Source organism: Massilia sp. LC238 (genome assembly GCF_000735635.1).
GTDB classification, from domain to species: Bacteria; Pseudomonadota; Gammaproteobacteria; order Burkholderiales; family Burkholderiaceae_D; genus Telluria; species Telluria varians.
Map to the genome: position 1 here is coordinate 237,225 of NZ_JNNN01000053.1, position 24,475 is coordinate 261,699.

General features: G+C 64.6%; 25 protein-coding genes, 1 pseudogene and 1 riboswitch. Of the genes and pseudogenes, 9 read left to right on the forward strand and 17 right to left on the reverse strand.

The genetic code is table 11. The features are described 5' to 3' along the window. Positions 1-133 precede the first annotated feature (133 nt). From dnaK to FG94_RS15420, 7 genes are all read right to left on the reverse strand, one after another. Positions 134-2,074, reverse strand: a complete 1,941-nt coding sequence (gene dnaK / locus FG94_RS15390) for a molecular chaperone DnaK (RefSeq protein WP_036213312.1) — start codon at positions 2,072-2,074, stop codon at positions 134-136. Positions 2,075-2,164: 90 nt separating this feature from the next. Next, a complete protein-coding gene (gene grpE, locus FG94_RS15395) occupies positions 2,165-2,776 on the reverse strand; it encodes a nucleotide exchange factor GrpE (RefSeq protein ID WP_036213315.1) in 612 nt (203 codons plus the stop codon). Between the two features lie 379 nt (positions 2,777-3,155). Continuing rightward, positions 3,156-4,259, reverse strand: a complete 1,104-nt coding sequence (gene hemH, locus FG94_RS15400; protein ID WP_036213317.1) for a ferrochelatase — start codon at positions 4,257-4,259, stop codon at positions 3,156-3,158. A gap of 83 nt (positions 4,260-4,342) precedes the next feature. Further along, positions 4,343-4,771, reverse strand: coding sequence for an organic hydroperoxide resistance protein (locus FG94_RS15405; protein WP_036213320.1), 429 nt, complete (start codon positions 4,769-4,771; stop codon positions 4,343-4,345). Continuing rightward, the gene (locus tag FG94_RS15410; RefSeq protein WP_081926015.1) at positions 4,761-6,014 is read right to left on the reverse strand and encodes an MFS transporter; all 1,254 of its coding nucleotides are present in this window, start codon (positions 6,012-6,014) and stop codon (positions 4,761-4,763) included. Before FG94_RS15410 ends, FG94_RS15405 begins: the two co-directional genes overlap by 11 nt. A gap of 22 nt (positions 6,015-6,036) precedes the next feature. After that, entirely contained in the window at positions 6,037-6,498 is a 462-nt protein-coding gene (locus FG94_RS15415; RefSeq protein WP_036213322.1) for a nucleoside deaminase, read from the reverse strand. A 20-nt stretch (positions 6,499-6,518) separates the two neighbouring features. Continuing rightward, on the reverse strand, positions 6,519-7,112 hold the full coding sequence (locus tag FG94_RS15420; RefSeq protein WP_229445955.1) for an ankyrin repeat domain-containing protein: 594 nt from the start codon (positions 7,110-7,112) through the stop codon (positions 6,519-6,521). Between the two features lie 200 nt (positions 7,113-7,312). Here FG94_RS15420 and FG94_RS15425 point away from each other — a divergent pair, with 200 nt between their 5' ends. Next, complete coding sequence (locus tag FG94_RS15425) at positions 7,313-8,149, forward strand: LysR family transcriptional regulator (RefSeq protein ID WP_036213324.1); 837 nt, start codon at positions 7,313-7,315, stop codon at positions 8,147-8,149. Positions 8,150-8,170: 21 nt separating this feature from the next. Here the strand turns inward: FG94_RS15425 and recN are convergent, their stop codons facing one another. The 3 genes from recN to FG94_RS15440 all read right to left on the reverse strand — a co-directional run bounded on the left by recN (position 8,171) and on the right by FG94_RS15440 (position 11,808). Continuing rightward, on the reverse strand, positions 8,171-9,835 hold the full coding sequence (gene recN / locus FG94_RS15430; protein WP_036213326.1) for a DNA repair protein RecN: 1,665 nt from the start codon (positions 9,833-9,835) through the stop codon (positions 8,171-8,173). 41 nt (positions 9,836-9,876) lie between these two features. After that, entirely contained in the window at positions 9,877-10,779 is a 903-nt protein-coding gene (locus FG94_RS15435) for an NAD kinase (protein WP_036213329.1), read from the reverse strand. 135 nt (positions 10,780-10,914) lie between these two features. After that, the gene (locus tag FG94_RS15440) at positions 10,915-11,808 is read right to left on the reverse strand and encodes a DUF3667 domain-containing protein (protein WP_229445956.1); all 894 of its coding nucleotides are present in this window, start codon (positions 11,806-11,808) and stop codon (positions 10,915-10,917) included. Between the two features lie 152 nt (positions 11,809-11,960). Between FG94_RS15440 and FG94_RS15445 the strand changes: the two genes are divergently transcribed. The 4 genes from FG94_RS15445 (at position 11,961) to ribB (ending at position 14,196) form a co-directional block, all read left to right on the forward strand. Continuing rightward, positions 11,961-12,281 carry a hypothetical protein gene (locus tag FG94_RS15445; RefSeq protein ID WP_036213335.1) on the forward strand — a complete coding sequence of 107 codons (321 nt, stop codon included), beginning with the start codon at positions 11,961-11,963 and terminating at the stop codon, positions 12,279-12,281. A 9-nt stretch (positions 12,282-12,290) separates the two neighbouring features. Continuing rightward, a complete protein-coding gene (locus tag FG94_RS15450) occupies positions 12,291-12,722 on the forward strand; it encodes an OsmC family protein (RefSeq protein WP_152570996.1) in 432 nt (143 codons plus the stop codon). A 97-nt stretch (positions 12,723-12,819) separates the two neighbouring features. Further along, a complete protein-coding gene (gloA, locus tag FG94_RS15455; RefSeq protein WP_081926017.1) occupies positions 12,820-13,233 on the forward strand; it encodes a lactoylglutathione lyase in 414 nt (137 codons plus the stop codon). A gap of 73 nt (positions 13,234-13,306) precedes the next feature. Further along, positions 13,307-13,450, forward strand: a riboswitch (FMN riboswitch). 101 nt (positions 13,451-13,551) lie between these two features. Continuing rightward, positions 13,552-14,196, forward strand: coding sequence for a 3,4-dihydroxy-2-butanone-4-phosphate synthase (ribB, locus tag FG94_RS15460; protein WP_036213338.1), 645 nt, complete (start codon positions 13,552-13,554; stop codon positions 14,194-14,196). A gap of 43 nt (positions 14,197-14,239) precedes the next feature. On the opposite strand, the pseudogene glf reads toward ribB, so the two are convergent. From glf to FG94_RS15490, 6 genes and pseudogenes are all read right to left on the reverse strand, one after another. Further along, positions 14,240-15,403, reverse strand: a pseudogene (gene glf, locus FG94_RS15465) (UDP-galactopyranose mutase); the annotation flags it as partial. A 255-nt stretch (positions 15,404-15,658) separates the two neighbouring features. Then, on the reverse strand, positions 15,659-17,035 hold the full coding sequence (locus FG94_RS15470) for a TolC family outer membrane protein (protein ID WP_036213342.1): 1,377 nt from the start codon (positions 17,033-17,035) through the stop codon (positions 15,659-15,661). Positions 17,036-17,074: 39 nt separating this feature from the next. Next, positions 17,075-17,398, reverse strand: a complete 324-nt coding sequence (locus FG94_RS15475) for a rhodanese-like domain-containing protein (protein WP_027866563.1) — start codon at positions 17,396-17,398, stop codon at positions 17,075-17,077. Positions 17,399-17,405: 7 nt separating this feature from the next. Further along, complete coding sequence (locus FG94_RS15480) at positions 17,406-18,059, reverse strand: protein-L-isoaspartate O-methyltransferase (RefSeq protein ID WP_036213344.1); 654 nt, start codon at positions 18,057-18,059, stop codon at positions 17,406-17,408. Positions 18,060-18,221: 162 nt separating this feature from the next. Continuing rightward, entirely contained in the window at positions 18,222-18,866 is a 645-nt protein-coding gene (locus FG94_RS15485) for a TetR/AcrR family transcriptional regulator (protein ID WP_036213347.1), read from the reverse strand. A 116-nt stretch (positions 18,867-18,982) separates the two neighbouring features. Next, positions 18,983-19,867, reverse strand: a complete 885-nt coding sequence (locus FG94_RS15490; protein ID WP_036213350.1) for an SDR family oxidoreductase — start codon at positions 19,865-19,867, stop codon at positions 18,983-18,985. Between the two features lie 118 nt (positions 19,868-19,985). On the opposite strand from FG94_RS15490, the gene FG94_RS26680 reads away from it, so the two are divergent. Together FG94_RS26680 and FG94_RS15495 are read left to right on the forward strand one after the other, a co-directional pair. Continuing rightward, the gene (locus tag FG94_RS26680; protein WP_081926018.1) at positions 19,986-20,273 is read left to right on the forward strand and encodes a YkgJ family cysteine cluster protein; all 288 of its coding nucleotides are present in this window, start codon (positions 19,986-19,988) and stop codon (positions 20,271-20,273) included. A 175-nt stretch (positions 20,274-20,448) separates the two neighbouring features. Beyond that, the gene (locus tag FG94_RS15495; RefSeq protein WP_036213353.1) at positions 20,449-21,087 is read left to right on the forward strand and encodes a PEP-CTERM sorting domain-containing protein; all 639 of its coding nucleotides are present in this window, start codon (positions 20,449-20,451) and stop codon (positions 21,085-21,087) included. A gap of 60 nt (positions 21,088-21,147) precedes the next feature. On the opposite strand, the gene FG94_RS15500 is transcribed toward FG94_RS15495, so the two are convergent. Continuing rightward, positions 21,148-21,558, reverse strand: coding sequence for a hypothetical protein (locus FG94_RS15500; protein ID WP_036213356.1), 411 nt, complete (start codon positions 21,556-21,558; stop codon positions 21,148-21,150). A gap of 243 nt (positions 21,559-21,801) precedes the next feature. On the opposite strand from FG94_RS15500, the gene FG94_RS15505 reads away from it, so the two are divergent. Together FG94_RS15505 and recQ are read left to right on the forward strand one after the other, a co-directional pair. Next, positions 21,802-22,635, forward strand: coding sequence for an undecaprenyl-diphosphate phosphatase (locus FG94_RS15505; protein WP_036213359.1), 834 nt, complete (start codon positions 21,802-21,804; stop codon positions 22,633-22,635). Between the two features lie 14 nt (positions 22,636-22,649). Next, positions 22,650-24,473 (forward strand): DNA helicase RecQ, encoded by a 1,824-nt coding sequence (gene recQ / locus FG94_RS15510; protein WP_036213361.1) that lies wholly within the window; start codon positions 22,650-22,652, stop codon positions 24,471-24,473. The last annotated feature ends 2 nt before the right edge of the window (positions 24,474-24,475 follow it).

Consider the following 24,475-nt stretch of genomic DNA (forward strand, 5'->3'; position numbering starts at 1 on the left):
TTGATCTGGTAATACGGGTTATGCAGAAAATGAGGCAAAAAAACCGAGCCGGAGCACCAATCGGTCGCAGCGGCTCGGCGGGTCCCGTGGGAAACGGACGAGTGTAACCCAGCTCGTCCGTCCCTGCAGGGGATTACTTCGCGTCTTTCACTTCCTTGAAGTCCGCGTCCACGACGTCGTCCTGCTGCGGCTGCTGTTCGCCGCCGGCAGCCTGGGCGCCGCCCGCGCCGGCAGCGCCAGCCTGCTGCGCCTGCATGTCGGCGTACATCTTCTCGCCCAGCTTCTGGGCCGCGGTCGACAGGGCCGAGGTCTTGGCATCGATGTCCGACTTGTCGCCGCTCTTCAATGCGCCTTCCAGGTCGGCGATCGCCGCTTCGATCTTTTCCTTCTCGCCGGCGTCCAGCTTGTCGCCGTATTCGGTCAGGGACTTCTTGGTCGAGTGCACCAGCGCGTCGCCCTGGTTGCGGGCTTCGGCCAGTTCCTTGACCTTCTTGTCCTCTTCCGCGTTCAGCTCGGCATCCTTCACCATCTTCTGGATTTCGTCTTCCGACAGGCCCGAGTTGGCCTTGATGGTGATCTTGTTTTCCTTGCCGGTGGCCTTGTCTTTCGCGCCCACGTGCAGGATGCCGTTGGCGTCGATGTCGAAGGTCACTTCGATCTGCGGGGTGCCGCGCGGTGCCGGCGGGATGCCCTCGAGGTTGAATTCGCCCAGGCTCTTGTTGCCTGCTGCGATCTCACGCTCGCCCTGGTAGACCTTGATGGTCACGGCCGGCTGGTTGTCGTCGGCGGTCGAGAACACCTGCGAGAACTTGGTCGGGATCGTGGTGTTCTTGTGGATCATCTTGGTCATCACGCCGCCCAGGGTTTCGATGCCCAGCGACAGCGGGGTCACGTCCAGCAGCAGCAGGTCCTTGCGCTCGCCCGACAGGACCGAGCCCTGGATGGCGGCGCCGACAGCGACGGCTTCGTCCGGGTTGACGTCCTTGCGCGGATCCTTGCCGAAGAACTCCTTGACCTTTTCCTGCACCTTCGGCATGCGGGTCATGCCGCCGACCAGGATGATGTCGTCGATGTCCGAGACCTTGATGCCGGCATCCTTGATGGCGACGCGGCACGGCTCGATGGTCTTGGCGACCAGTTCCTCGACCAGGGCTTCCAGCTTGGCGCGGGTGATCTTCAGGTTCAGGTGGACCGGCGCGCCGTTCGCCATGGCGATGTACGGCTCGTTGATTTCGGTCTGCTGCGCCGACGACAGTTCGATCTTGGCGCGCTCGGCCGAAGCCTTGATGCGCTGCAGGGCGATCGGGTCCTTCGACAGGTCGAGGCCGTTGATCTTCTTGAACTCGTCGATGATGTAGTCGATCACGCGCTGGTCGAAGTCTTCGCCGCCCAGGAAGGTGTCGCCGTTGGTCGACAGCACTTCGAACTGCTTCTCGCCGTCGACGTCGGCGATCTCGATGATCGAGACGTCGAAGGTGCCGCCGCCGAGGTCGTACACGGCGATCTTGCGGTCGCCCTTGTCGGTCTTGTCCAGGCCGAATGCCAGCGCGGCCGCGGTCGGCTCGTTGATGATGCGCTTGACGTCCAGGCCCGCGATGCGGCCGGCGTCCTTGGTCGCCTGGCGCTGCGAGTCGTTGAAGTAGGCCGGCACGGTGATGACCGCTTCGGTCACTTCTTCGCCGAGGTAGTCTTCGGCGGTCTTCTTCATCTTGCGCAGGACTTCAGCCGAGATCTGCGGCGGCGCCAGCTTCTTGTCGCGCACGCCGACCCAGGCGTCGCCGTTGTCGGCGGCCAGGATCTGGTAAGGCATCAGCGAGATGTCTTTCTGGACTTCCTTTTCCTGGAACTTGCGGCCGATCAGGCGCTTGACCGCGAACAGGGTGTTCTTCGGGTTGGTGACAGCCTGGCGCTTGGCCGGCGCGCCGACCAGGATCTCGCCGTCTTCCTGGTAAGCGATGATCGACGGCGTGGTGCGCGCGCCTTCCGCGTTTTCGATGACCTTCGGCTGGCCATTTTCCATGATCGCGACGCAGGAGTTGGTGGTTCCCAGGTCGATACCGATGATCTTGCCCATTTTGTTTTCCTTTTAAATGCTGTAGTTTCGGATGGATTCAATATTGGGAAATACTGCGTGCTTTCAAGGGCCGCAGCGCCCATCTCCTGCTTACTTCGGCGCTGCCGCCGTCACGATGGCCGGACGCAGCAGGCGGTCGGCGATCATGTAGCCCTTCTGCAGCACGGCGACCACGGTATTGGCCTCCTGCTCGGACGGCACCACGGCCACGGCCTGGTGCTTGTTCGGGTCGAGCTTCTCGCCCGCCTGCGGCATCACTTCGACCAGGCGGTTCTTCTCGAACGCGGCGGTCAGCTGCTTGAGCGTCATTTCGACGCCTTCGCGGATCGCTTCGACGGTCTGCGACTCGACCTTCAGCGCCATTTCCAGGCTGTCGCGCACCGGCACCATGGCCTCGGCGAAGCTTTCGATGGCGAATTTATGGGCCTTGCTGACGTCTTCCTGGGCGCGGCGGCGGATGTTTTCCGCGTCGGCCTTGGCACGCATGAAGGCGTCGTGCATCTCGGCCAGCTTGGCTTCAGTGGCGCTGAGCTGGGCTTCCAGTTCGGACTGCACCGAGGTGTCGGCCGTCGGAGGCACGCCGGCTTGGCCGGCGCTGGCCTGGGCCGCCTCGTTCGCGGCGGCGGCGGTAGCGGCATCAGCCTGCTGCGGCGCGGCGCCGTTGCCCTGTTGGGACAGCTCTTGGTTTTCTTGGTCTTGCATCGAAAAAACTCCTAGAATCAAGGACTTGGCTGAGTTGGTAACGTGTCCTGCATGACACACAGGGCCCTACATGGGGCGATGTCCTACATTTTCAAGGGGCATTCCCGGTACACCTTATGAAAAAGTAGAAATCATTTGTTACAAGATTTACGCTTTCCCTGAATCATTTCTCAATGAAAAGTCTTACGCTTCCTGACAAGCTTGCAGTAAACACCGCAAGCATCCGGGAGCAGACATCATGAGACTTCAACTGATCAGTGGCGCCGTCGTGCTGTACACCATCGCGGTGCTGGCATGGCTGTGCTATGTCGGCATCAGTGCGGCGCCCTGGCATGCATAAACTGAGCCGTCTATTTTAACAGGTCGACAAGACCCGGTTTTACGCACCCAGCTGGGCCGCGTGCTGGGCGCCGACCTGGGCATCGCGGCGCTGGGCCGCGCGCTGGGCCGGCGTCAGGATGGTCGGCCAGCCGATCAGGTGCTGTTCGGCGATCTCGGCCATGCCGGTGATCCAGGCCGGCGACTCGTTCAGGCAGGGAATGTAGTGGTATTCCTTGCCGCCGGCGGCCTCGAAGTCGTGGCGCACTTCCATATTGATCTCTTCCAGGGTTTCCAGGCAGTCGCTGGTGAAGCCCGGGCAGATCACGTCGATCCGCTCCAGCCCCTGGCGCGCCAGTTCCTGCACCGTGGGCGCCGTGTAGGGCTGCAGCCACTCGGCCTTGCCGAAGCGTGACTGGAAGGTGACGATATATTCGTCGGCGCCCATGCCCAGCGCCACCGCCAGCAGGCGCGCGGTCTTCTGGCATTCGCAGAAATACGGGTCGCCCAGCATCAGGGTGCGCTTGGGCGTGCCGTGGAAGCTCATCACCAGCTTCTGGCCGCGGCCGTGGGCTTCCCAATACGATTCCACCTGCACCCGCAGCGCCTCGATATAGCCTTCGTGGTCGTGGTAGTGGCGCACCAGGCGCAGCTCGGGGATATTGCGCACTTGCGCGTAGTGGGCATGGACGGCGTCCCAGACCGAGGCGGTGGTGGTGCCGGAATACTGGGGATAGGCCGGCAGGACCACGATGCGCTGGCAGTGATCGGCCTGCAGGCGCGCCAGCACGTCGGACAACGAAGGCGAGCCGTAGCGCATCGCCATCACCACCTTCACGCCTTCGTGACCGCGCTCGACGAGGGTCTTTTCCAGCAGCGCCGCCTGCTTCTGGGTGTGCACCTTGAGCGGCGAGCCTTCCTTGGTCCAGATAGTGCGGTACTTGGCGGCCGACTGGCCGGAACGGAAAGGCAGGATGAACAGGTTCAGGATGAACCACCAGATCCTGGCCGGGATCTCGACCACGCGCGGATCGGAAAGGAACTGCTTCAGGTAGCGGCGGACGGCCTTGCGGGTGGGTTCGTCCGGCGTACCCAGGTTGACCAGCACGATGGCACTGGAGGGCACGGTACCGTGGGGGAAAGGCGGTTCGTTTCGAAAGGGCATGAGCGAAAGATATTGAAAGGACGCCCAATATTATAAGTGGCGTCCCATGGCCGGACGTGTCTACCGCGAACAACAGCGGGTCATCAAGTGCTGGTATGCAAGCGCACGTCGATGTTGTTGCGGGTGGCGTTCGAATACGGGCAGACCACGTGGGCCTTGTCGACCAGCTCCTTCAGCTGGGCCTCGTCCATGCCGGGCGCCTTGATGCTCAGGTCGACCTCGATGCCGAAGCCGGTCGGGATCGGGCCGATGCCGACGTCGCCGGTGACGGTCAGGTCGGGCGGCAGCGTCACTTTTTCCTTGCCGGCCACGAACTTGAGCGCGCCGAGGAAGCAGGCCGAATAGCCGGCCGCGAACAGCTGTTCCGGGTTGGTGCCCGAGCCGCCGCCACCGCCGAGTTCTTTCGGGGTGCTCAGCTTCAGGTCAAGCACATTATCGGAACTTTTCGAGGTGCCTTCACGGCCGCCTTGCGAGGTGGCCTGGGCGCGGTACAGCACGTTGTCAATGCTCATTCGAATTCCTCCTGTGGTGGTGTGGACGTGTCCGCGGAGCGGAGCCTTGAACACTTTGCCACAGAATGGCGGAAGGGGCAGGACGGGAGTGCGGCGGCGCCATCGCCGGCCCATAGCTGTCCGGGCTGAAGCGCACGCTCAGCCCGGCCACCAGGCCGACACAGGCGAGGTGCCAGGACCATCCCGGAACATAGCTGGCGCTGAGTTCATGCAGCGCGGCGACGAGCCAGGGCGGCAGCGCGGCCAGGATGAATCCGCCGCCCTGCATGAGCGCCGTCAGCGCGCCTGCCTGCGCGGGATCGGGCAGATGGTCGAGCGCGACGCCCATCGACAGGGCGAACCAGCCGCCCAGGCCCGCACCGAGGATGGCCGCCAGGGCGTAAGGCGCCCAGCCGGGGGCCAGTGCGAGGCCGGTAAAACCGAGGGCCTGCATGCCCAGCGTGAGCCACAGCCAGGGCCGCCGGTCCGCTTGTTTTCTGGCGATGGCAGGCAGCGCCAGCGCCGCCAGCGCCTGGGCCGCCGCCAGCGTCGCCAGCAGGCCCGCGCTGGCGGCGGGGCTCCAGCCTTGCATCTGATAAGCGGGCGCGAGCCATGCCACGACCGACGAATAGCCGCCGTTGACCAGGCCGAAACAGGCCATGAGCAGCCAGGTCCGGGGCCGCGCCAGCAGCGCCTGCGTCGTGCGGCGGCCGGGACCCGTGCGCGCATCGGCAGGCAGGGACACGCGGGCCACCAGCACGGCGAGCAAGGCCGGCAGGGCAAAGCATGCCAGTCCCGCCGCCCAGCTTCCGCTGGCCTCGGCCACTAACGGGGACAGCATGGCGCCGAGGGCGCCGCCTCCCATCAGCATGGCCGAATACAGCCCCATCACGGGCCCGGTGTGGCGGGGGAAGGCGCGCTTGATCATCCCTGGAAAGACGGCCTGCACCACCGCCCCGCCCGCGCCGATCAGGGCGGCGGTGGCGACCAGCGCGGCGCCCGATCCGGCCAGCAGGCGCAGGGCGCAGCCGCCGCAGATGGCTGCCAGGGCGAACAGCACCGCGCGGCGCGCGCCCACGGCGCTTTCCAGCGCTGGAGCGGCGAATGCCAGGATGCCCATCAGCAGCATCGGTACCAGCGTCAGCAGCGCCATGCCCTGCAGGCCCAGCCCCGTGTGGCGATGGATGCTGGAAGCGAGCGGCCCGATGCCGGTGATGAAGGGCCGCAGGTTGATCCCGACCAGCACCACGGCTGCGATCGGCATCAGCCGGCGTACTGCGCCCGGGCTAATGGTGTTGCTGCCAGTGCGCGTACAGGTCCGGCTCGCCGTCGAGGCGGAGCGGCAGATGCCGGATCCGCATGGTCTGCTGGTCGACGGGCCTGGCCAGGTCGGCGTAGACCGCGGCCGTGGACAGGCCGAAGGGCTCGGCGTCCTGGTTGGAATAGGCGTAGCTCACCGCCGCGACCCCGGCCATGCGCATCGCTCCCATGCACATGGGGCAAGGATGGCCGCTGGCATAGACGGTACAGCCTTCCAGGCTGGCCGAGTCGAGAATGCGGCTGGCGGCCCGGATGGCCAGCAGTTCGGCATGCGCCGTCGGATCCTTGGTGCCGACGACCTCGTTGACCGCCTGGGCGACGATCTTGCCGTCCTTGACGATGAGCGCACCGAAGGGGCGCCCGCCCTGTTCGACATTGGCGTAGGCCAGCGCGATGGCTTGGCGGAGAAAGTCCGTGTCCTGGGTCATGTGCTTTTCCTTTCAAAAGCTCAGCGCCCGCCGGCGGCGCGCAAGACGCTTTCGATCTTGCGGTAGCCGCGGGAGCGCGCATGCTGCACCGGCGTGATGCCGTTGCGATCTGCAATGTTGGGATCGGCGCCCGCTTCGAGCAGGATGGCCACGATCTGCCGGTGGCGTTCGCCCTCCCCGCCCAGGATGATGGCTTCCAACAAGGCGGTCCATCCCAAGTTGTTGACATGGTCCACCGCCACGCCGGCCGCGACCAGGGATTTCACCGTATCGACGTGGCCGCGCTCGGCCGCCGGAATCAGGGCCGTTCCGCCATAGCGGTTGGTGCTGCGCAGATCGGCGCCGTGCGCCAGCGTCATCTTCAGGATGTCGAGATACCCCTGGGCGCCGGCATACAGATAGGGACTGTCGCTGATCTGGTCCTTGGCGTTGACGTCGGCGCCGGCCTCGATGAGCACCCGGGCGGCGGCAACCTGGTCGGCCCTGGTCGCGGCCAGCAAAGCGGTCGCGCCAGACGCGTCGCGCGCGTCGATCCTGGCGCCTTCACGCAACAGGCGCTCGATGGCGGGAACATCGCCGCGCGCGGCGGCGGCATGCAGCGGATGGGTGGGCATGGGCTGCGCCGAACAGGCTTGCATGCCCACAAGCATGGTGCTTGCGCAGAAAGTGGGAATGATTGACTTGGTCATGTCGGCTCCGAATCGATCGGCCAAGCATAAGCCCCTCGCGCATTATTTGGAAATTAAATTAAATCATCAAAATTATTAAAATCCTGCATGTTAGGATGCCTACACCACCATGAAACGGGCAGGAAATGTTCGATCTACGCTTGTTACGTGCTTTTGTCACCATTGTCGATGCGGGCAGCTTTACCGCGGCAGCCGACCGCCTGCACATGACGCAATCCACCATCAGCCAGCAGATCGCCCGGCTGGAAGAAGAGGTCGGCCAGCCGCTGGTGGACCGCTCGGCCCGGCCGGTACGCGCGAGCGCCGCCGGCGAGCGGCTGCTGGGGTATGCGCGGCGCATCCTGCTGCTCGAGGGCGGAGCGCAGGCGGCCCTCGCCGACCCGGCCGGCGCAAGACCGGTACGCATCGGCCTGCCCGAAGATGTCTTCGACGGCAGGATGGCCTCGGCCTTGCAGGCGCATGCCGGCCAGGATCGCTCGATCCGGCTCGACATCACGACGGGCCTGAGCCGCAGCCTGGCGGAAGCTTACCGGGGCGGCGAATTCGATATCGTCGTCGTCAAGGAAGCGGCGGCAAGCGCCGATTGCCTCGCGACGTTTCCGGAACCGATGGCCTGGTTCGAAGGCGAAGACAGCACGCAGCCATGGCCCGACCCGATTCCGCTGGTCGTCTTTCCGCCGGGCGGGCTGTATCGCGAGGCCATGTTCGAGCGCATCGAGCGCGAGCGCCGGCGCTGGTATATCGCTTTCTCGGGCAGCAGCCTGCAAAGCATCCTGGTCGGGCTGGAAGGCGGCCTCGGATTGTCCATGCTTCCCGTGCAGGCGGCCAAGGGACGGCGCCTGCGCATCCATGCTCCCTTCGGCACGGCGCCGCCCATGGCCGTCTCCATTTACACCTGGGACAAGGGTGAGCTGGTGTCCGAACTGGCCAGGGCGATGGCAGAGGTTCTCGACAAGCGGTGAATGCCGCCTGGGGTGCGGGCCTCAGGAAGCCAGCAGCTCCCTGGCATGCTTGCGCGTCGTCTCCGTGATCTCGATCCCGCCCAGCATGCGCGCCACCTCCTCCACCCGCGCCCGCGTGTCGAGCACGTCGATGCGCGAGACCGTACGGCCCTCGATGGTGGCGCCCTTGGCCACCTGGAAGTGCTGGTTGGCCTGGCTCGCCACCTGCGGCAGGTGGGTCACGCACAGCACCTGGCGCTGCTGGCCCAGGCGCTTGAGCAGGCGCCCCACCACCTCGGCCACGCCGCCGCCGATGCCGGTATCGACCTCGTCGAAGATCAGGGTCGGCGTGGTGGTCGCGTGCGCGGTGATCACGGCGATCGCCAGCGAGATGCGCGCCAGCTCACCGCCCGAGGCCACCTTGGCCAGCGGCCGCGCCGCCACCCCGAGATGGCCGGCCACCAGGAATTCCACCTGCTCGAGGCCGTGCGCGCCCGGTTCGCCGGGGTTCAGTGCCACCTCGAAGCGGCCGCCGCTCATGCTCAGTTCCTGCATCGCGCTGGTGACACCCTTGCCCAGCTCCACGGCCGCCTGCTGGCGCCGCTTCGACAGGCCCTCGGCCACCTTCATGTAGGCTGCCTTGGCCTTCTCTTCCTGCTTGCGCAAGCCTTCCAGGTCGCTGGCGTCCGCCAGCTGGCGCAGCCGGGTTGCCAGCGCGGCATGTTCTTCGTGCAGTTCTTCGGGCGTCACGTGGTACTTGCGCGCGGCGCTGTGCAGCGCTTCCATGCGCGCGTCCACTTCGCGCAAGCGGCCCGGGTCGAGTTCGACCTTGTCGATGTAGTTGTTCAGCGCGTACACCGCTTCCTGCAGCTGGATGCGCGCCGGCTCCATGCAGTCGAGCACTTCCTGCAGCTGCGCGTCGACGTCGACCAGCTTGCCCAGTTTGGCGTTGAGCGAGGACAGCTGCGACAGGATCGGGTGGTCGGCTTCCGAGATGGCCTGCAGCGCTTCCTGCGCGCCTTCGAGCAGGCTGGCAGCATGCGACAGGCGGCTGTGCTCGTTGCTGATCTCGGCCCATTCGCCGGCCTTCGGCGCCAGCTTGTCGAGCTCGCTCACCTGCCACTCCAGGCGCTCGCGTTCGAGCAGCACCTTGCGCGCATCGTTCTCGAATTCCTCGCGCTGGCGCACCAGCGCGCGCCAGGCTTTATAGGCGCTCGCGGTGACCTGCACCTCTTCGCTGGCGGCCGGGTCGCGCACGGCGATCTGGTTGTCGAGCAGGGCGCGCTGGGCGTCAAGCTTGAGCAGCGACTGGTGCGCATGCTGGCCGTGGATGTCGACCAGCATGTCGCCCAGCTCGCGCAGCTGCGCGGCGGTGGCGCTGATGCCGTTGATCCAGGCCTTGGAGCGGCCGGCGTTGTCGATCACGCGGCGCATCAGGGCCACGCCTTCCTCGGTCGGGAATTCGTTGGACAGCAGCCACGCGGAGGCCGTGGGCGTCAGCGCGAATTCGGCGGTGATGTCGGCCTTGGCCGCGCCTTCGCGCACCATGCTTGCGTCGCCGCGCCCGCCCAGCGCCAGTTGCAGCGCGTCGATCAGGATCGACTTGCCGGCGCCGGTCTCGCCGGTGAACACCGTGAAGCCATGCGCGAACTCGAGTTCGATGGCGTCGACAATGACGAAATCACGGATGGTAAGTGTGCGCAGCATGAAAAATCGGGTCTCCTGTTTTTGCTCTGCTTGTGACGGGATTACGTCAATTTGCCTTCGTTGGTCGGGTATTCGTTCCAGTGCAGCTTTTCGCGCAGCGTGTGGTAATAGCTCCAGTCGCGCGGATGCAGGAAGGTGATCGTGTGCGGCGAGCGCGAGATGACGATGCGGTCGCCCAGCTGCAGGCTGGTGAAGGTCTGCATGTCGAAGTTGACGCTGATGTCGCGCCCCGCCACCAGTTCGACCACGATCTCGCTGGAATCGGGCACGACGATCGGCCGGTTCGACAGCGCGTGCGGCGCGATCGGCACCAGCACGATGCCCCGCACTTTCGGGTGCAGCAGCGGCCCGCCGGCCGACAGCGCGTAGGCGGTCGAGCCGGTGGGCGTCGAGATGATCAGGCCGTCCGCCCGCTGGTTGTACATGAATTCGCCATCCACGATGAGCTTGAGCTCGACCATGCCGGCGCCGGTGCCGCGCGCCACCACCACGTCGTTGAAGGCGACGCTGCAGAAGATCTCCTGGCCGTCGCGCACCACGCGCGCTTCCAGCAGGGTGCGCTCGCCGCTGCGGGCCTGGCCCTGCAGGATCTCGTGCAGGGCCGGCACCATGCGCTCGAGCGGGATGTCGGTGATGAAGCCCAGCCGGCCCGAGTTGATGCCGATGAGCGGAATGTCGTACTTGGCGAGCTGGCGCGCGATGCCGAGCATGGTGCCGTCGCCGCCCATGACCACCGCGTAGCTGCCCTGCTCGCCGATCTCGGCCACCGTCATGGCCTCGATGCCGCCGATACCGAGGTAGGCGGCGGTATCGGTCTCGAACACCACCCGGTAGCCTTCCTTGGCCAGGAACTCGGTGAGCTGCCGGGCCGGCTCCTCGATGCCGGGGGTATTTTGCCGCACCACGAGCGCGATGATTGGTTGCTTTTCAGGCGTCACAGGCATGGTTCCAGGGCGGTTGGGTCGGGACTACGGAGATTAACCGATTATCCCTGCGTCTGCTATATGGGTGCCCTGCGGGCGCTCGCAAATGACTGTACAAATAAACAGTATAACGGGCGCCCCGCGCTTCCGGCAAGATCAGATCAAGAGCCCGAGCGCTACCGCCAGGAATACCACCGTTACCAGGGTGACCAGGTGCAGCACCATCAGGACCATCCAGCGCAGCGCCGTCACGATCCGCCCGCCGCCGAAGACGCGCCGCATCGCGGTCGGCAGGTAGAACACCAGCCAGGCCAGCAGCACGACGCGGACGAAGTTCCAGCCGTCCGCCAGCATGAACAGGCTCAGCATCAGGAAGGCGAAGGCATTGCTGTGCAGGGCGAACAGGAAGTGCTCGCCGTAGCGCCGCCCCGAACCGAGGTAGAGCAGCTTCAGGTAGAGCGCGAACACCGGCATCATCAGGAAGATCGCGTACGGCGTGTAGCTGAAGAACACGCGCTTGGCCGTGTCGTTGCGTTCCTTGGGCGACAGGGCGAAGAAGCGCTCGGCGCCCTGCTCCAGCCGGGGATTGACCCGGCCCAGCATATGCTGGAGATTGCGCTGGATTCCCTTGGCATCCTCGGCTTCCTCCGCCCGCTTTGCCTTCTCGGCGGCCGGTGCGCTCACGACCGCCGGACTCTCGCTGCGCCCGCCGATGTTGATGATTTCCACGCCGCTCATCTTGAACAGTGCGAAGAAGATGATGCTGAAGGTGAGATACAGGCGCAGCGGCTCGATGTAGCGCACCCTGCGGCCTTCGATGTACTCGCGGCTCAGGAAGCCCGGCTTGAACAGCAGCAGCTTCAGCGAGCGCCACAGCTTGCCCTCGAGCGCCACGTAGTGGGCGATGAACTCGTGCAGGAATTCGCGCGCGCTCGGCACGTGCAGGTGGGTCGCCTGGCCGCACTGGTGGCAGTAGTTGCCGGCAATAGCGGCGTCGCAGTTCTTGCAAAAGGCGGCGTGCTGGTGGGTGTCGAGGGCGTGGGCAGTCACGATACAGGTTCCGCAGTATTGTCCAAGCTGCCATGTTAACGGGTTAGTTGCAAAAAAGCATCTCTCATTGTCATGCCGCCGGCGCCAATTGCGCGACTGCTTCGGCAGGCGGCGGCTACGATGAGGGTTAACTGGATTACAAGGAGGCCCATATGGTGACCGAAACCAAAGACCGCTTCGTCAACACGAAGGCACCGATCGAGAACGATGGCGTCAAGCGCCAGCCGCACGAGCGCGACGAAAGCCCGGACGCGCAGGACCAGGAACCGCGCGGCATCATGGAGCAGGCCGCGTCGGACATGGCGCAAGGCCTGGTGAACACCGACATGTACGGCACCAATCCCGACGGCCTGGAAAACGCCGTCGACCCGGCGCCGGGCGCCACCGGCCAGGCCAAGCCCCAGCCGGACAACAACGATTCGATGCGCCGGCACGACACCACCAACGACAAAGCCGACAAGAACAACCTGTAAGGAGAAACGATGACCATCAAACGCAATGGCAGCGCCGTCTGGAGCGGCGGCCTGAAGGACGGCAAGGGTGCGATCTCGACCGCGAGCGGCGTGCTCAAGGACACCCAGTACGGCTTCAACACCCGCTTCGAGGACGGTCCCGGCACCAACCCGGAAGAACTGATCGGCGCGGCCCATGCGGGCTGCTTCACGATGGCGCTGTCCGGCCAACTCGGCCAGGCCGGCCTGACGGCCCAGGAACTGCGCACCACCGCCACCGTCTCGATGGAAAAGGTCGAAGGCGGCTTCTCGATCACCGCGGTGCACCTCGACCTGGTGGCCAGGATCCCGGGCGCCAGCCAGGAAGCCTTCGACAAGGCGGCCAACACGGCCAAGGAAAACTGCCCGGTGTCGAAGCTGCTGAACGCGAACATCACGATGACCTCGCGACTGGAGAACTAAGGCACTGCCGGATGCTGCCATCTCGAGGCAGCGTCCGGCAGAAATCGCGCCCAGCGCATAAAATGGCCGCTTTCCGTTTCACCAGAAGGACACCCCCATGCGCATCCTCCACACCATGCTCCGCGTCGGCGACCTGCAGCGTTCCATCGACTTCTACACCAAGGTGCTCGGCATGAAGCTGCTGCGCACCAGCGACAATCCCGAGTACAAGTACAAGCTCGCCTTCCTCGGCTACGGCAGCAACCCGGACCACGCCGAACTCGAGCTGACCTACAACTACGGCGTCGACAGCTACGACATGGGCACGGCCTACGGCCACATCGCCATCTCGGCCGAAGACATCTACGCCACCTGCGACGGCGTGCGTGCCGCGGGCGGCAACATCACCCGCGAGCCGGGCCCGGTCAAGGGCGGCACTACCGTGATCGCCTTCATTACCGACCCGGACGGCTACAAGGTCGAGCTCATCGAGCGCAAGGACAATGCGTCCGGTGCCGGCCTGAGCAGCTAAGCTCTCCCTACTCAGCAGGACCGGCGCGGCGCTGCTACAATCGCCGGGCCTGCTTTTCAGGCATCAACTTAAATTACGTCTTCGGGGCGGGGTGCGATTCCCCACCGGCGGTATGAGCCTGCAAGGGCTCGAGCCCGCGAGCGCCTGCGCAAGCAGGGTCAGCAGACCTGGTGAGAAGCCAGGGCCGACGGTATAGTCCGGATGAAAGAAGATGTGCGCTGCCACGCGCTGTCCTCGCTGCTTTTTGCAGCCGGGCCGGCGCGCGCTTTGCTTTGCCCTGATGCGTTTTTCGCCAACTTACTGCGAGGAGCGTTTCACATGTTAGTCACCACCACCCATTCCCTCACCAGCACCGACCTGGAAGGCCGCATCGCCGCCGCCCTGGACGCCGTGCGCAACGGGGTTCCCGTCATCCTGCTCGACGATTTCGACCGCGAGAACGAAGCCGACCTGATCGTCGCAGCCGACAAGCTCAGCGTCGAGACGATGGCGCTGATGATCCGCGAATGCAGCGGCATCGTGTGCCTGTGCTTATCAAGCGACAAGGTGCGCACGCTCGCATTGCCGCCGATGGCGGCGGAGAACGGCAGCCGCTACGGCACGCCCTTCACCGTGTCGATCGAGGCGCGTCATGGCGTCACGACCGGCGTGTCGGCGGCGGACCGCGTCACCACCATCCGTGCGGCGATTGCAGCCGATGCGAAGCCGGATGACCTGGTGCGGCCGGGCCACGTGTTCCCCTTGCGCGCCACGCCGGGCGGCGTGCTGGCGCGCGCCGGGCATACCGAAGGCTCGGTCGACCTGGCGACGATGGCAGGCCTGCAGCCGGCGGCCGTGCTGTGCGAGCTGATGAATCCCGACGGGACGATGATGCGCGGAGAGCAGATCGAGCACTTCGCCGCCTTGCACGGCTTCCCGATCCTGACGATTGCGGAGATGATCGTATGGCGTAAGCGCCCTTGATCGCATGGGGTGATGGTCCGCTGGACCATCACCCTTCATGGCATTACGCCAGTGGATCGATCACAAATGCCGGCATGCGCGCATTGCTCTTGGCGCTTTCCAGGAACTTGTCCGCGGTGGCCAGCGCCTCGTTGATGGTCACGTCCATGTCGAGGTAGCGGTAGGTGCCGAGACGGCCCACGAAGGTCACGTTCGGCTCCTCGCGCGCCACGTTCACGTAGCGTTCGAGCTGCTCCTTGTCGCGCGCCTGGCGGATCGGGTAGTACGGGATGTCCTTCTCTTCGCACTGGCGGCTGTATTCCTTGTACATCAAGGTCTTCTCGTGCTTTTCCCACGGCGAGAAGTGCTTGTGCTCGGTGATGCGGGTGTACGGCTGGGCATTGTCGCAGTAGTTGATGACGGCATTGCCCTGGTAGTCGCCGGTGTCGCGGAACACTTCGAAGTCCAGCGTGCGGTACGGCAGGCGGCCCTCGGAATGCTTGAACCAGGCGTCGATCGGGCCGCTGTAGAACACGTGCTCGTAATCGCCCTTGTTGGCCGGGTCGAACTTGGTGTTCAGGTGCAGGGTGATGCCCGGCACGTCCATGATCTTTTCCACCAGCGCGGTGTAGCCGTCTTCCGGCATGCCCTGGTACTTGTGCGCGAAGTAGTTGTCGTCGTAGTTGAAGCGCACCGGCAGGCGCTTGAGGATGCTGGCCGGCAGTTCGGTCGGCTGCATGCCCCACTGCTTGACCGTATAGGTCTTGAAGAAGGCTTCGTACAGCTCGCGGCCGACGAAACGCAGGGCCTGGTCTTCAAAAGTAACCGGGTTCTCGATCGACTTGTCGCCGAGCGAAGCCAGGAATTCCTGGGCCTCGGCCGGACGGAAGGTCTTGCCGAAGAACTGGTTGATGGTGAGCAGGTTGATCGGCAGCGTGTAGACGGCGCCGTTGGTGATCGCCTTGACGCGGTTCACGTAGGGCATGAAGCGGCTGTAGCGGTTGACGAATTCCCAGACCCGCTCGATATCGGTGTGGAAGATGTGCGGCCCGTAGACGTGCACCATGACGCCGGTTTCGGCATCACGCTCCGAATGGCAGTTGCCCGCGATGTGGGGGCGCGATTCGAAGATCTCGACCTTGTACCCAGCTTGTGCCAGCTGGTTGGCAATGACGGCCCCGGAAAAACCGGCGCCGACAATCGCGATGTTCTTTTGCATGTTGTTTTTCCTTAGGGAAGAGCTGAAGAAACAAGAATCCTGGCTGCGGCACTCTCGGTAGGCAGGCTCTTCTGGCCTGCCATGAAAAGGCGCATTAACGTTGCCAGTTTATCAGCTTTGTAAAAAAATCCCCCTCGGCTCAACTTGTCGTGCGTCAACTATTATTTTGCAGAATCAATGAGTTAGCATAAGGCCCAAAAACAAAAACCCGGACCTTGCGGCCCGGGTTTTCACATTTCGCGGCAGCGCGAGGCTGCGCGGCGATTACTTTTCCAGCAGGTTGTTCACCGCCGCCAGGTCCGACTCGCGCAGCGAACCCGCGGCCGCCTTCAGGCGCAGGCCGTTCAGGATGGTGTTGTAGCGCGCCTGGGACAGGTCGGTGCGGGTCTGGTACAGCTGGCGCTGTGCGTTCAGCACGTCGATGTTGATGCGCACGCCGACCTGGTAGCCCAGCTTGTTCGACTCCAGCGCCGACTGGCTCGACACTTCCGCCGCTTCCAGCGCCTTGACCTGGGCCATGCCGCTGTTCACGCCGAGGTAGGCCTGGCGCGCCTGCAGGGCGGCCTGGCGGCGCGTCGCTTCCAGGTCGTTGCGGGCCTTGTCTTCCAGCGCAATGGTTTCGCGCACGCGGCTGGTGACGGCGAAGCCGTTGAAGATCGGCACGCTGAACTGCACGCCGATACCGTTGTTGGTACTGGTGCCGGAAGCACCGGGGGTGCCGCCGTGGACCTTGGTACGCTGGTTGCTGGCCAACAGGTCCAGGGTCGGATAGTGGCCGGCGCGGGTCTTCGAGATCTCGCGCTTGGCCAGTTCCACCTGCAGCTCCGACACGGCCACGCCGTAGTTCTGGGTTTCGGCCGACGACACCCATGGGTCGGGATTCGCGGGCGACGGCGCGGTCAGGGTGATGCCGCTCTTGAGCGGCGCCAGGCTGCTTGGCGCCGTGCCGATGATGGCCTGCAGCGCATTGCGCTTGTTGTCGAGGTCGTTCACCGCCGCGAATTCCTGGGCGATCACCAGGTCATATGCCGCCTGCGCTTCGTGGGTATCGGTGATGGTCTGGGTGCCGACTTCGAAGTTGCGCTTGGCCGATGCCAGCTGCTCGGTCACCGCGGTCTTCTGGGCGCGGGTCGATTCCAGCTTGTCCTGGGCCGCCAGCACGTCGAAGTAGGCTTGCGCCACGCGGGTGATCAGGTCTTGCTGGGCCTGGGCGAACTGCGCGTCGGCGACGGCCTGCTGCAGCTTGCTCTGCTGGTAGGTTTCCCAGCGATCCCAGCGGAACAGCGGCTGCGTCAGCAGCAGCGTGTAGGTGCTGGTGCGCAGGTTCGAGCCGTCTCCGGCCACGATGGTTTGCCTGCCGGTGAGCGGATCGGTGACGGTGGTTCCTTCGTTGAACGGCGACGCGTCGCGGTCGTTCTTGATGCTGCTGCCGGTGATGCCCACGGTCGGGAGAAGTCCTGCGCGTCCCTGCGGAATCCGCTCCCGCCCGGCCGCCGCCGACGCACGCGCACTTGCATAGGCCGCATCGTTGGCGAGTGCCTGCTGGTACACCTGGAGCAGGTCCGCCGCGCTGGCGTTCAGCGAAAAGACGGCGCCGGCAACCAGCACGGCAAGAAAGGATTTGCGCAGGGGTTTCTGCATTACATTCTCCACAGGAGTCATCAATAGTTAGGAATCAAGTCAGTACTTCGGCATCGAAGGGTCGACCTGTACGGCCCAGGCGTGTATGCCGCCCGTCAAATTCGTTACGTTGTCAAATCCGTTCCGTTCGAGGAAAGCAGCGACCTGCATGCTGCGCGCCCCGTGGTGGCAGATGCACACGATTTCTCGGTCATCTGGCAGTTCGCCGGCCCGGATCGGCACCAGGTGCATCGGGATCTGGGTCGAGCCTGCGATGTGGCAGGTCTCGAATTCCCAGTTCTCGCGCACGTCCAGCAGGAGTGGCTGCTCGGCTGCCCCGTCGGCAAGCCGGGCCGCCAGCTCCGGTGCGGTCATGTGCTGCATCGCGGCCTCAGAACTGGAAGCGCGACGGCGCCTGCGCGCCGGTCAGCGGCTTGACGATGGTCTCGAACAGCTTGACCGTGTCGTAGCCGGTGTCCGACGTGCGGGTGATGATGTTGAAGCTCATCGCCGGCGCCTCGCCCAGGATCGCGCCGATGCGGCCACCCACCTTCACCTGCTTGAGCAGGGCTTCCGGCAGCACCGGCAGGCCGCCCGACACCAGGATCACGTCGTAGGGCGCGCCCTTGTCCCAGCCGCCGGCGCCATTGCCTTCTTCGACCGTCACGTTGGTAACGCCGGCACGGGCCAGGTTTTCCTGCGCCAGCTTCACGGCTTCCGGCTGGATTTCCACGGTGGTCACGTGGCGCGCCTTGTGCGCCAGCAGTGCCGCCATGTAGCCCGAACCGGTGCCGATTTCGAGGACGTTCTCATGCTTCTTGACCGCCAGTTCCTGCACGATGCGCGCTTCGACCTTCGGGTTGAACATCGCTTCACTGCCCGGCAGCGGGATCTCGACGTCGGCAAACGCCAGGTTCTGGTACGCGGCCGGCACGAACTGTTCGCGCTTGACCACGTGCAGCAGGTCCAGCACGTCCTGGTCAAGCACGTTCCACGGGCGGATCTGCTGTTCGATCATGTTGAAGCGGGCTTGTTCGATATTCATCTGAGTTCTCGATGGAAAAATAAATAATCCGATATTTTATCGTTGAACGGCCTCAGGACGCACATCTTAGCGATGGGCTGCCCGGACCGGGGGAAATTGCGACAGTCTGCAGTTTGGAGGGGTTGAACGCCGAAAAAGCGGCGTAATGGCGCAAATGGCAACTCAGGCACTGCGGGGGAGGAGGCCGTGCAAAGTGAGGTCGAGCAGGTTCTCGAGGAAGGCCTGGGGCTGCAGCGCGCCATCCTCGCAAGGCGCCACGGCCGAGTGCCGCCACACGTTGAGCATCATCATCGGTGCGATCAGCACCTGGGTCATCTGCAGGATGTCGACATTGCGGAATTCGCCGCGGCTGACGCCGCGCTCGACGATGCTCGAAATCATGTGGACAGTGCGGCTCATGACCTCGTCCCGGTAGAACTGCGCCAGATCCGGGAAATTGACGGCTTCGGCGAGCATCAGCTTGCTCAGGCCCGAGGCCTTGCTCTGGCCGATCTGGCGCGACCAGTTCATGACCACGTCGCGCAGCAGGTCGCCACTATGGCCATGGAACTCGGCGACCGAGGATTCGGCCTTGCCCAGGAAAGGAAGGATGCTCTCGCGCACCACGGCCTTGAACAGTTCTTCCTTGTTCGTATAGTAGAGATACAGCGTTCCCTTGGAGACACCGGCGCGGCGCGCCACGTCTTCCAGACGGGTGGCGGCGAAGCCGCGCTCGACGAACAGATCAATTGCGGCAGCAAGGAGCTCCTGCGGACGGGCCTCCTTCCGGCGTTCCCACCGCGGCTTGCTGTCGATTGGACATTCCATGTTTCTGCCTAGAAACCAAATGAACAACCATAGAATATAGACGCGGCTTGTCAGGCAGTCAAGCAATCCTTGCCAAAACTGTCAATATAAACAGGTATTTACGTGATTTCATGCTTTCATGAAGGTCCGTAAATGCGCCCGTTTGCCCGCGATGCATACAAGGCGCCATCCGGGTTGCGCGGCGGTGCGTCCTGCTGCTGGCGCGGCACCTGGAACACCGACAGGCGGTCCGTCAGGCCGGGGACGATTTTCTCCATCAGCACATCGATCTCGGCCATTATGCCAACCCGCACCGTGCGCATCGGCACCACGGCCGCATGCAGGATGGCGGCGGCCACCTCGTGCGGGTCGACCTGGGGCGACGGCAGCTTCGGCTCGCAGTCCATGTAGTTGCGGGCATGCTGGGGCAGCGGCGTGTCGACGGCGGTCGGCTCGATCAGCGTGATCGACACCGGCGCCCCGTCCATGTGCTCGACCTCGATGCGCAGCGCATCGGTAAACCCTTTCACCGCGTGCTTGCTGGCCGAATACATGCCCTGCATCGGGATCGCCACCTCGGAGGCTTCGCTGCCGAGGTTGATCAAGGCGCCGCCCTGGCGCGCGAGGTGCGGCAGCGCCACCAGCGAGCCATGCACCATGCCCCAGAAATTGATGTCGAACAGACGCCGGCTATCTTCCTCGGATACCTGGTCGAGGCGGCCGTAGATGGTGCCGCCGGCATTGTTGATCCAGGTATCGATGCGGCCATAGCGCTCGATCGCGGCCTGCGCGATGCGCTCGACCTGGGCGCGCTCGGCGACGTCGGCCACCACGGCGATGGCGTCGAAGCCGTTCTCGACCAGCCCCTGCACGACCGCCTCGAGCACGTCGGCCCCGCGCGCGGCCAGCACCAGCTTGGCGCCCTGCTTGCCGGCTTCCTGCGCGGTGGCCAGGCCGATGCCGCTCGAGGCGCCGGTGATCACGACGACCTGGCGGTTCAGGGGTTTGAGGGGACTGGACATGGGGCCTCCTGCTTGTGCTGTGGGATGACAACAACGTAGCAGGAAACCGGAGGGCGACGCGCCCGCCAGAGGCGCCGCGGCGCTATACTGCTGCCCTTCCTTGTGTCCTTCCGCCACCATGCAGTGTAGAAGCAACTGCGGCGCCTGCTGCACCGCGCCCTCGATCACCAGCCCGATTCCGGGCATGCCCGACGGCAAGCCGGCCGGCGTGCGCTGCGTGCAGCTGGGCGAGGACAATCGCTGCCTGATCTTCGGCCGGCCCGAGCGACCGGCTTTCTGCGGCGGGCTACAGCCATCAAGGGAAATGTGCGGGGACAGCCGCGAGCAGGCGATCCGCTGGCTGGATGAACTGGAACAGGCAACGGCGCCTACGCCCTTTCCCGCGAACTCTCCGCGTCTGGCATGACTGGCCCGACGCGCTTTCTTCTTGATGGAAGTGGCGTGCATGTGTCGAAAAATTTTACACATCAAGCCGTTATCAAGGCGTCAGTCGTTGTTTCCCCTTGGAATATAGGGTTGGCACATATATTGCCTTCATTCCGCACCGTAAGCCAATTTCATTATTCCATGGGAGAGACAACATGAAAAGACTGCTGAAAGCGTCGATTGCCGCCCTGCTGCTGAGCACCACCGCCATGACCGCAAGCGCCGCCGTCGTACAACTGGGATCGATCAGCAAGAACTATGGTTCCGCGCCCGGCAGGTCGAGCTATGCCAGCACGGCCGGCAGCTGCGACACGCTGAACGCCACCTCCGTCACCATCCGGGATACGGGTGGCTGCCAGCGCTTCTACGACCTGTTCGATTTCAGCTTCCTGAACTACAGCAGCCTGGATCGCCTGACCCTCACCCTGACCTTCCAGAATACCAATGGTTTATTTGAAGACTGGAACGTGCGGTTTGCCCAGTCGCCGACCGTGGCCGTCTCGACAGCGAACCTGCTCGATATGAGGAATGTGGGCACCAATGGGACCACGCAAACCTTCACCTTCAACGCCGCAAACGGCGGCACCGCGAACAACACCAACGCATTCGACGTTGTCGCTGCCAACGAGAAAATGTACCTGTGGTTCGCGGAAGAGGGATTGGGCAGCCATAGCTTCAATCTATCCTCGGCCCGGCTCGACGTGTACGGCACGGCGGTCCCCGAGCCGGCCAGCATGGCCCTGTTTGGCATCGCGCTCGGCGCACTGGGGCTGTCGCGTCGCAGGACGCGCTGAGCCGCAAGGCGCCACGAAGCGAAGCCCGACGGCTTCGCTTCCTTGACGGCCTTGAGGCTGTCAGGCCGCGGCCGACTTGCCGCGCGCCTGCTGCACGCGCTGGAACAGCCCGCCCAGCGTCATCCCTTCATGCCAGATCTCGTCGAGCTTCAGGCCGTAGCGCTCGCGCAGCGCCTTCGCCAGCGTCTCGAATTCCTGCGCGTCCGGCAGCCAGCGCCTCGGGTTCACCTCGCGGTAGATGCCGAGCACTTCATCGTCGGGACGGAAGTGCAGCCGCTCGCTTTCGCGAAAGGAAAAGGATGACACGAAGACGGACAGGAAATCGCGGATGTCCTTCCGCGACGCGGTAGGGAAGGTATTGCGCCAGGCCCGGCCCTGGCAGGGCCGGTAACGCAGGGAGTTGGGGCTTTGCCAACCGTGGAATGCCGCCCAGGCGAGCGCAGCAAGGATCAGGACAACAAAGATACTCATGCGGTTGAGTCAGGAATACGCATGCGGTCCAGTGTAGCACGCGTTCGGGCTGGCGGCGCACGGAAGATTTTTGCCGTGATGGCGATGAGCTAACCCTGCGGCAACCCGGGCGCGGTACAATCTTGCACCGGACACAGCAGGCGACGTCGCCTGTTGCAATCATGTTAAGCTTCGGCCCCGCCGTACCTTCCACGGGATATCCCGACAGCATCCGCATTCAGCCGCTCTCACTCTAACGCATTCATGGACATTCTTCTCGCCGTCAAGGCGATCATCATGGGCCTGGTCGAAGGCTTCACCGAGTTCCTTCCGATTTCCTCCACCGGCCACCTGATCCTCATGGGCAGCCTGCTCGACTTCACCGGCCCGAAATCCGTCGTCTTCAAGATCGTGATCCAGGCCGGCGCCATGCTGGCAGTGGTCTGGGAATACCGCGACCGCATCGCCCGCGTCCTCAAGGGGCTGGGGGCAGACCCGGTCCAGCAGCGCTTCGCGCGCAATGTCGTGATCGCCTTTTTCCCGGCCGCCATCGCCGGCGTGCTGTTCAGCTCGACGATCACGGAGCTGCTGTTCCATCCGGTGCCGGTGGCGATCGCCCTGGTCATCGGCGGCGTCCTGATCCTGTACGTGGAGCGGCGCAACCGCCTGCGCCCGACGGCGGCGCGCGTGGAGACGGTCGAGGACATGAGCGCGCTCGACGCGCTCAAGGTAGGCCTGGCCCAGTCCTTCGCCCTGATCCCCGGCACCAGCCGCTCCGGCTCGACCATCATCGGCGGCATGCTGTTCGGCCTGTCGCGCAAGGCGGCCACCGAATTTTCCTTCTTCCTTGCCATGCCGACCATGCTGGGCGCCACGGTATACTCGGTTTACAAGGAGCGCGCGCTGCTGTCGGCCGCCGACCTTCCGTTGTTCGGCCTGGGATTCTTTTCCGCCTTCCTCGCGGCCTTCCTGTGCGTACGCTGGCTGCTGCGCTATATCAGCTCGCACGACTTCACGATCTTCGCCTGGTACCGTATCGTATTCGGTATCCTGGTCCTCGTGACCGCCCATTTCGGCCTGGTGACCTGGGCTGAATAAACAGTAAGCAGAGTATGACAAGCGAAATCGGCGCGCGCGCCCTCCACGTTCTCGAAACGGTCTTCGGCTATCCCGCTTTCCGCGGCCAGCAGGCCGACATCGTCGAGCACGTGGCCAGCGGCGGCGACGCACTCGTCCTGATGCCCACCGGCGGCGGCAAGTCGCTGTGCTACCAGATCCCGGCCTTGCTGCGCGAGGGGGTGGGTGTGGTCGTCTCGCCGCTGATCGCGCTGATGCAGGACCAGGTCGATGCCCTCGAAGAAGTCGGCGTGCGTGCCGCCTTCCTGAACTCCACCCAGACCTTCGAGGAAACCCTGCGCATCGAGCGCCTGGTGCGCAGCGGCGAGATCGACCTCGTCTACGTGGCGCCCGAGCGCCTGCTGACGCAGCGCTGCCTGGAACTGTTCGACGTCTCGCCGATCTCGCTGTTCGCCATCGACGAGGCGCACTGCGTGTCGCAGTGGGGCCACGACTTCCGTCCAGAATACATCCGACTGTCGGTCCTGCACGAGCGCTACCCGGGGATTCCGCGCATCGCCCTCACCGCGACCGCCGACCTGCAGACCCGCGAGGAAATCGCGCACCGCCTGCAGCTCGACGACGCACGCAAGTTCGTCTCGTCCTTCGACCGCCCGAACATCCGCTACTCCATCGTCGAAAAGACCACCGGCCGCAAGCAGCTGCTCGATTTCATCAGCAGCGAGCATCCGCAGGATTCCGGCATCGTCTACTGCCTGTCGCGTAAAAAGGTCGAGGAAACCGCCGACTTCCTGAACGAGCACGGCATCCGCGCCCTGCCCTACCATGCCGGCATGGAGTACAGCCAGCGCGCCGCGAACCAGTCGCGCTTCTTGCGTGAAGACAACATCACGATGGTGGCGACCATTGCCTTCGGCATGGGCATCGACAAGCCCGACGTGCGCTATGTCTGCCACCTCGACCTGCCCAAGAGCCTCGAGGGCTATTACCAGGAGACCGGCCGCGCCGGCCGCGACGGCCTGCCGGCCAGCGCCTGGATGGCTTACGGTTTGCAGGACGTGGTGCTGCAGCGCCGGATGATCGACGAATCCGAGGCCGACGAAACCTTCAAGCGCGTGCTGTCGATGAAGCTCGACGCCATGCTCGGCCTGTGCGAAACGCTGTCCTGCCGACGCATGCGCCTGCTCGACTACTTCGGCGAGCGCTCCGGTCCCTGCGGCAACTGCGACACCTGCCTGATCCCGCCGATCCAGGTCGACGGCACGGTGCCGATGCAAAAGCTGCTGTCGGCCATCTACCGCGTCGACCAGCGCTTCGCCGCCGGCCACGTGATCGACGTGCTGCGCGGCGCGCAGACCGAGCGCATCAGCCAGTGGCACCACGACAAGCTCACCGTCTACGGCGTCGGCGCCGACCGCTCCGAGCAGGAATGGCGCGCCATCGTGCGCCAGGCGATCGCGCTCGGCTTCGTCACGGTCGACCACGACGCCTTCAGCTCGCTCAAGCTGACCGACGCCGCGCGCCCGGTGCTCAAGGGCGAGCAGAAGGTGCAGCTGCGCCAGTACCAGAAACCCGTCAAGGCCAAGCGGCCTTCGTCGCGCGCTGCCGGCAGCTACGAGGAACTGGAACTGTCGCGCTCCGAGCAGGCCATCTTCGAGCGCCTGCGCACCTGGCGCATGGGCACCGCGCGCGAGCACGGCGTGCCGGCCTATGTGGTGTTCCAGGACGCGACCCTGCGCGAGATCGCCAAGGTCAAGCCGGGCTCGCTGGACGCGCTGCGCGGCGTGTCCGGGGTCGGCGAGAAGAAGCTGGTGTCCTACGGCGACGAAATCGTCGCCATCATCAACGAGATGATGTAGAG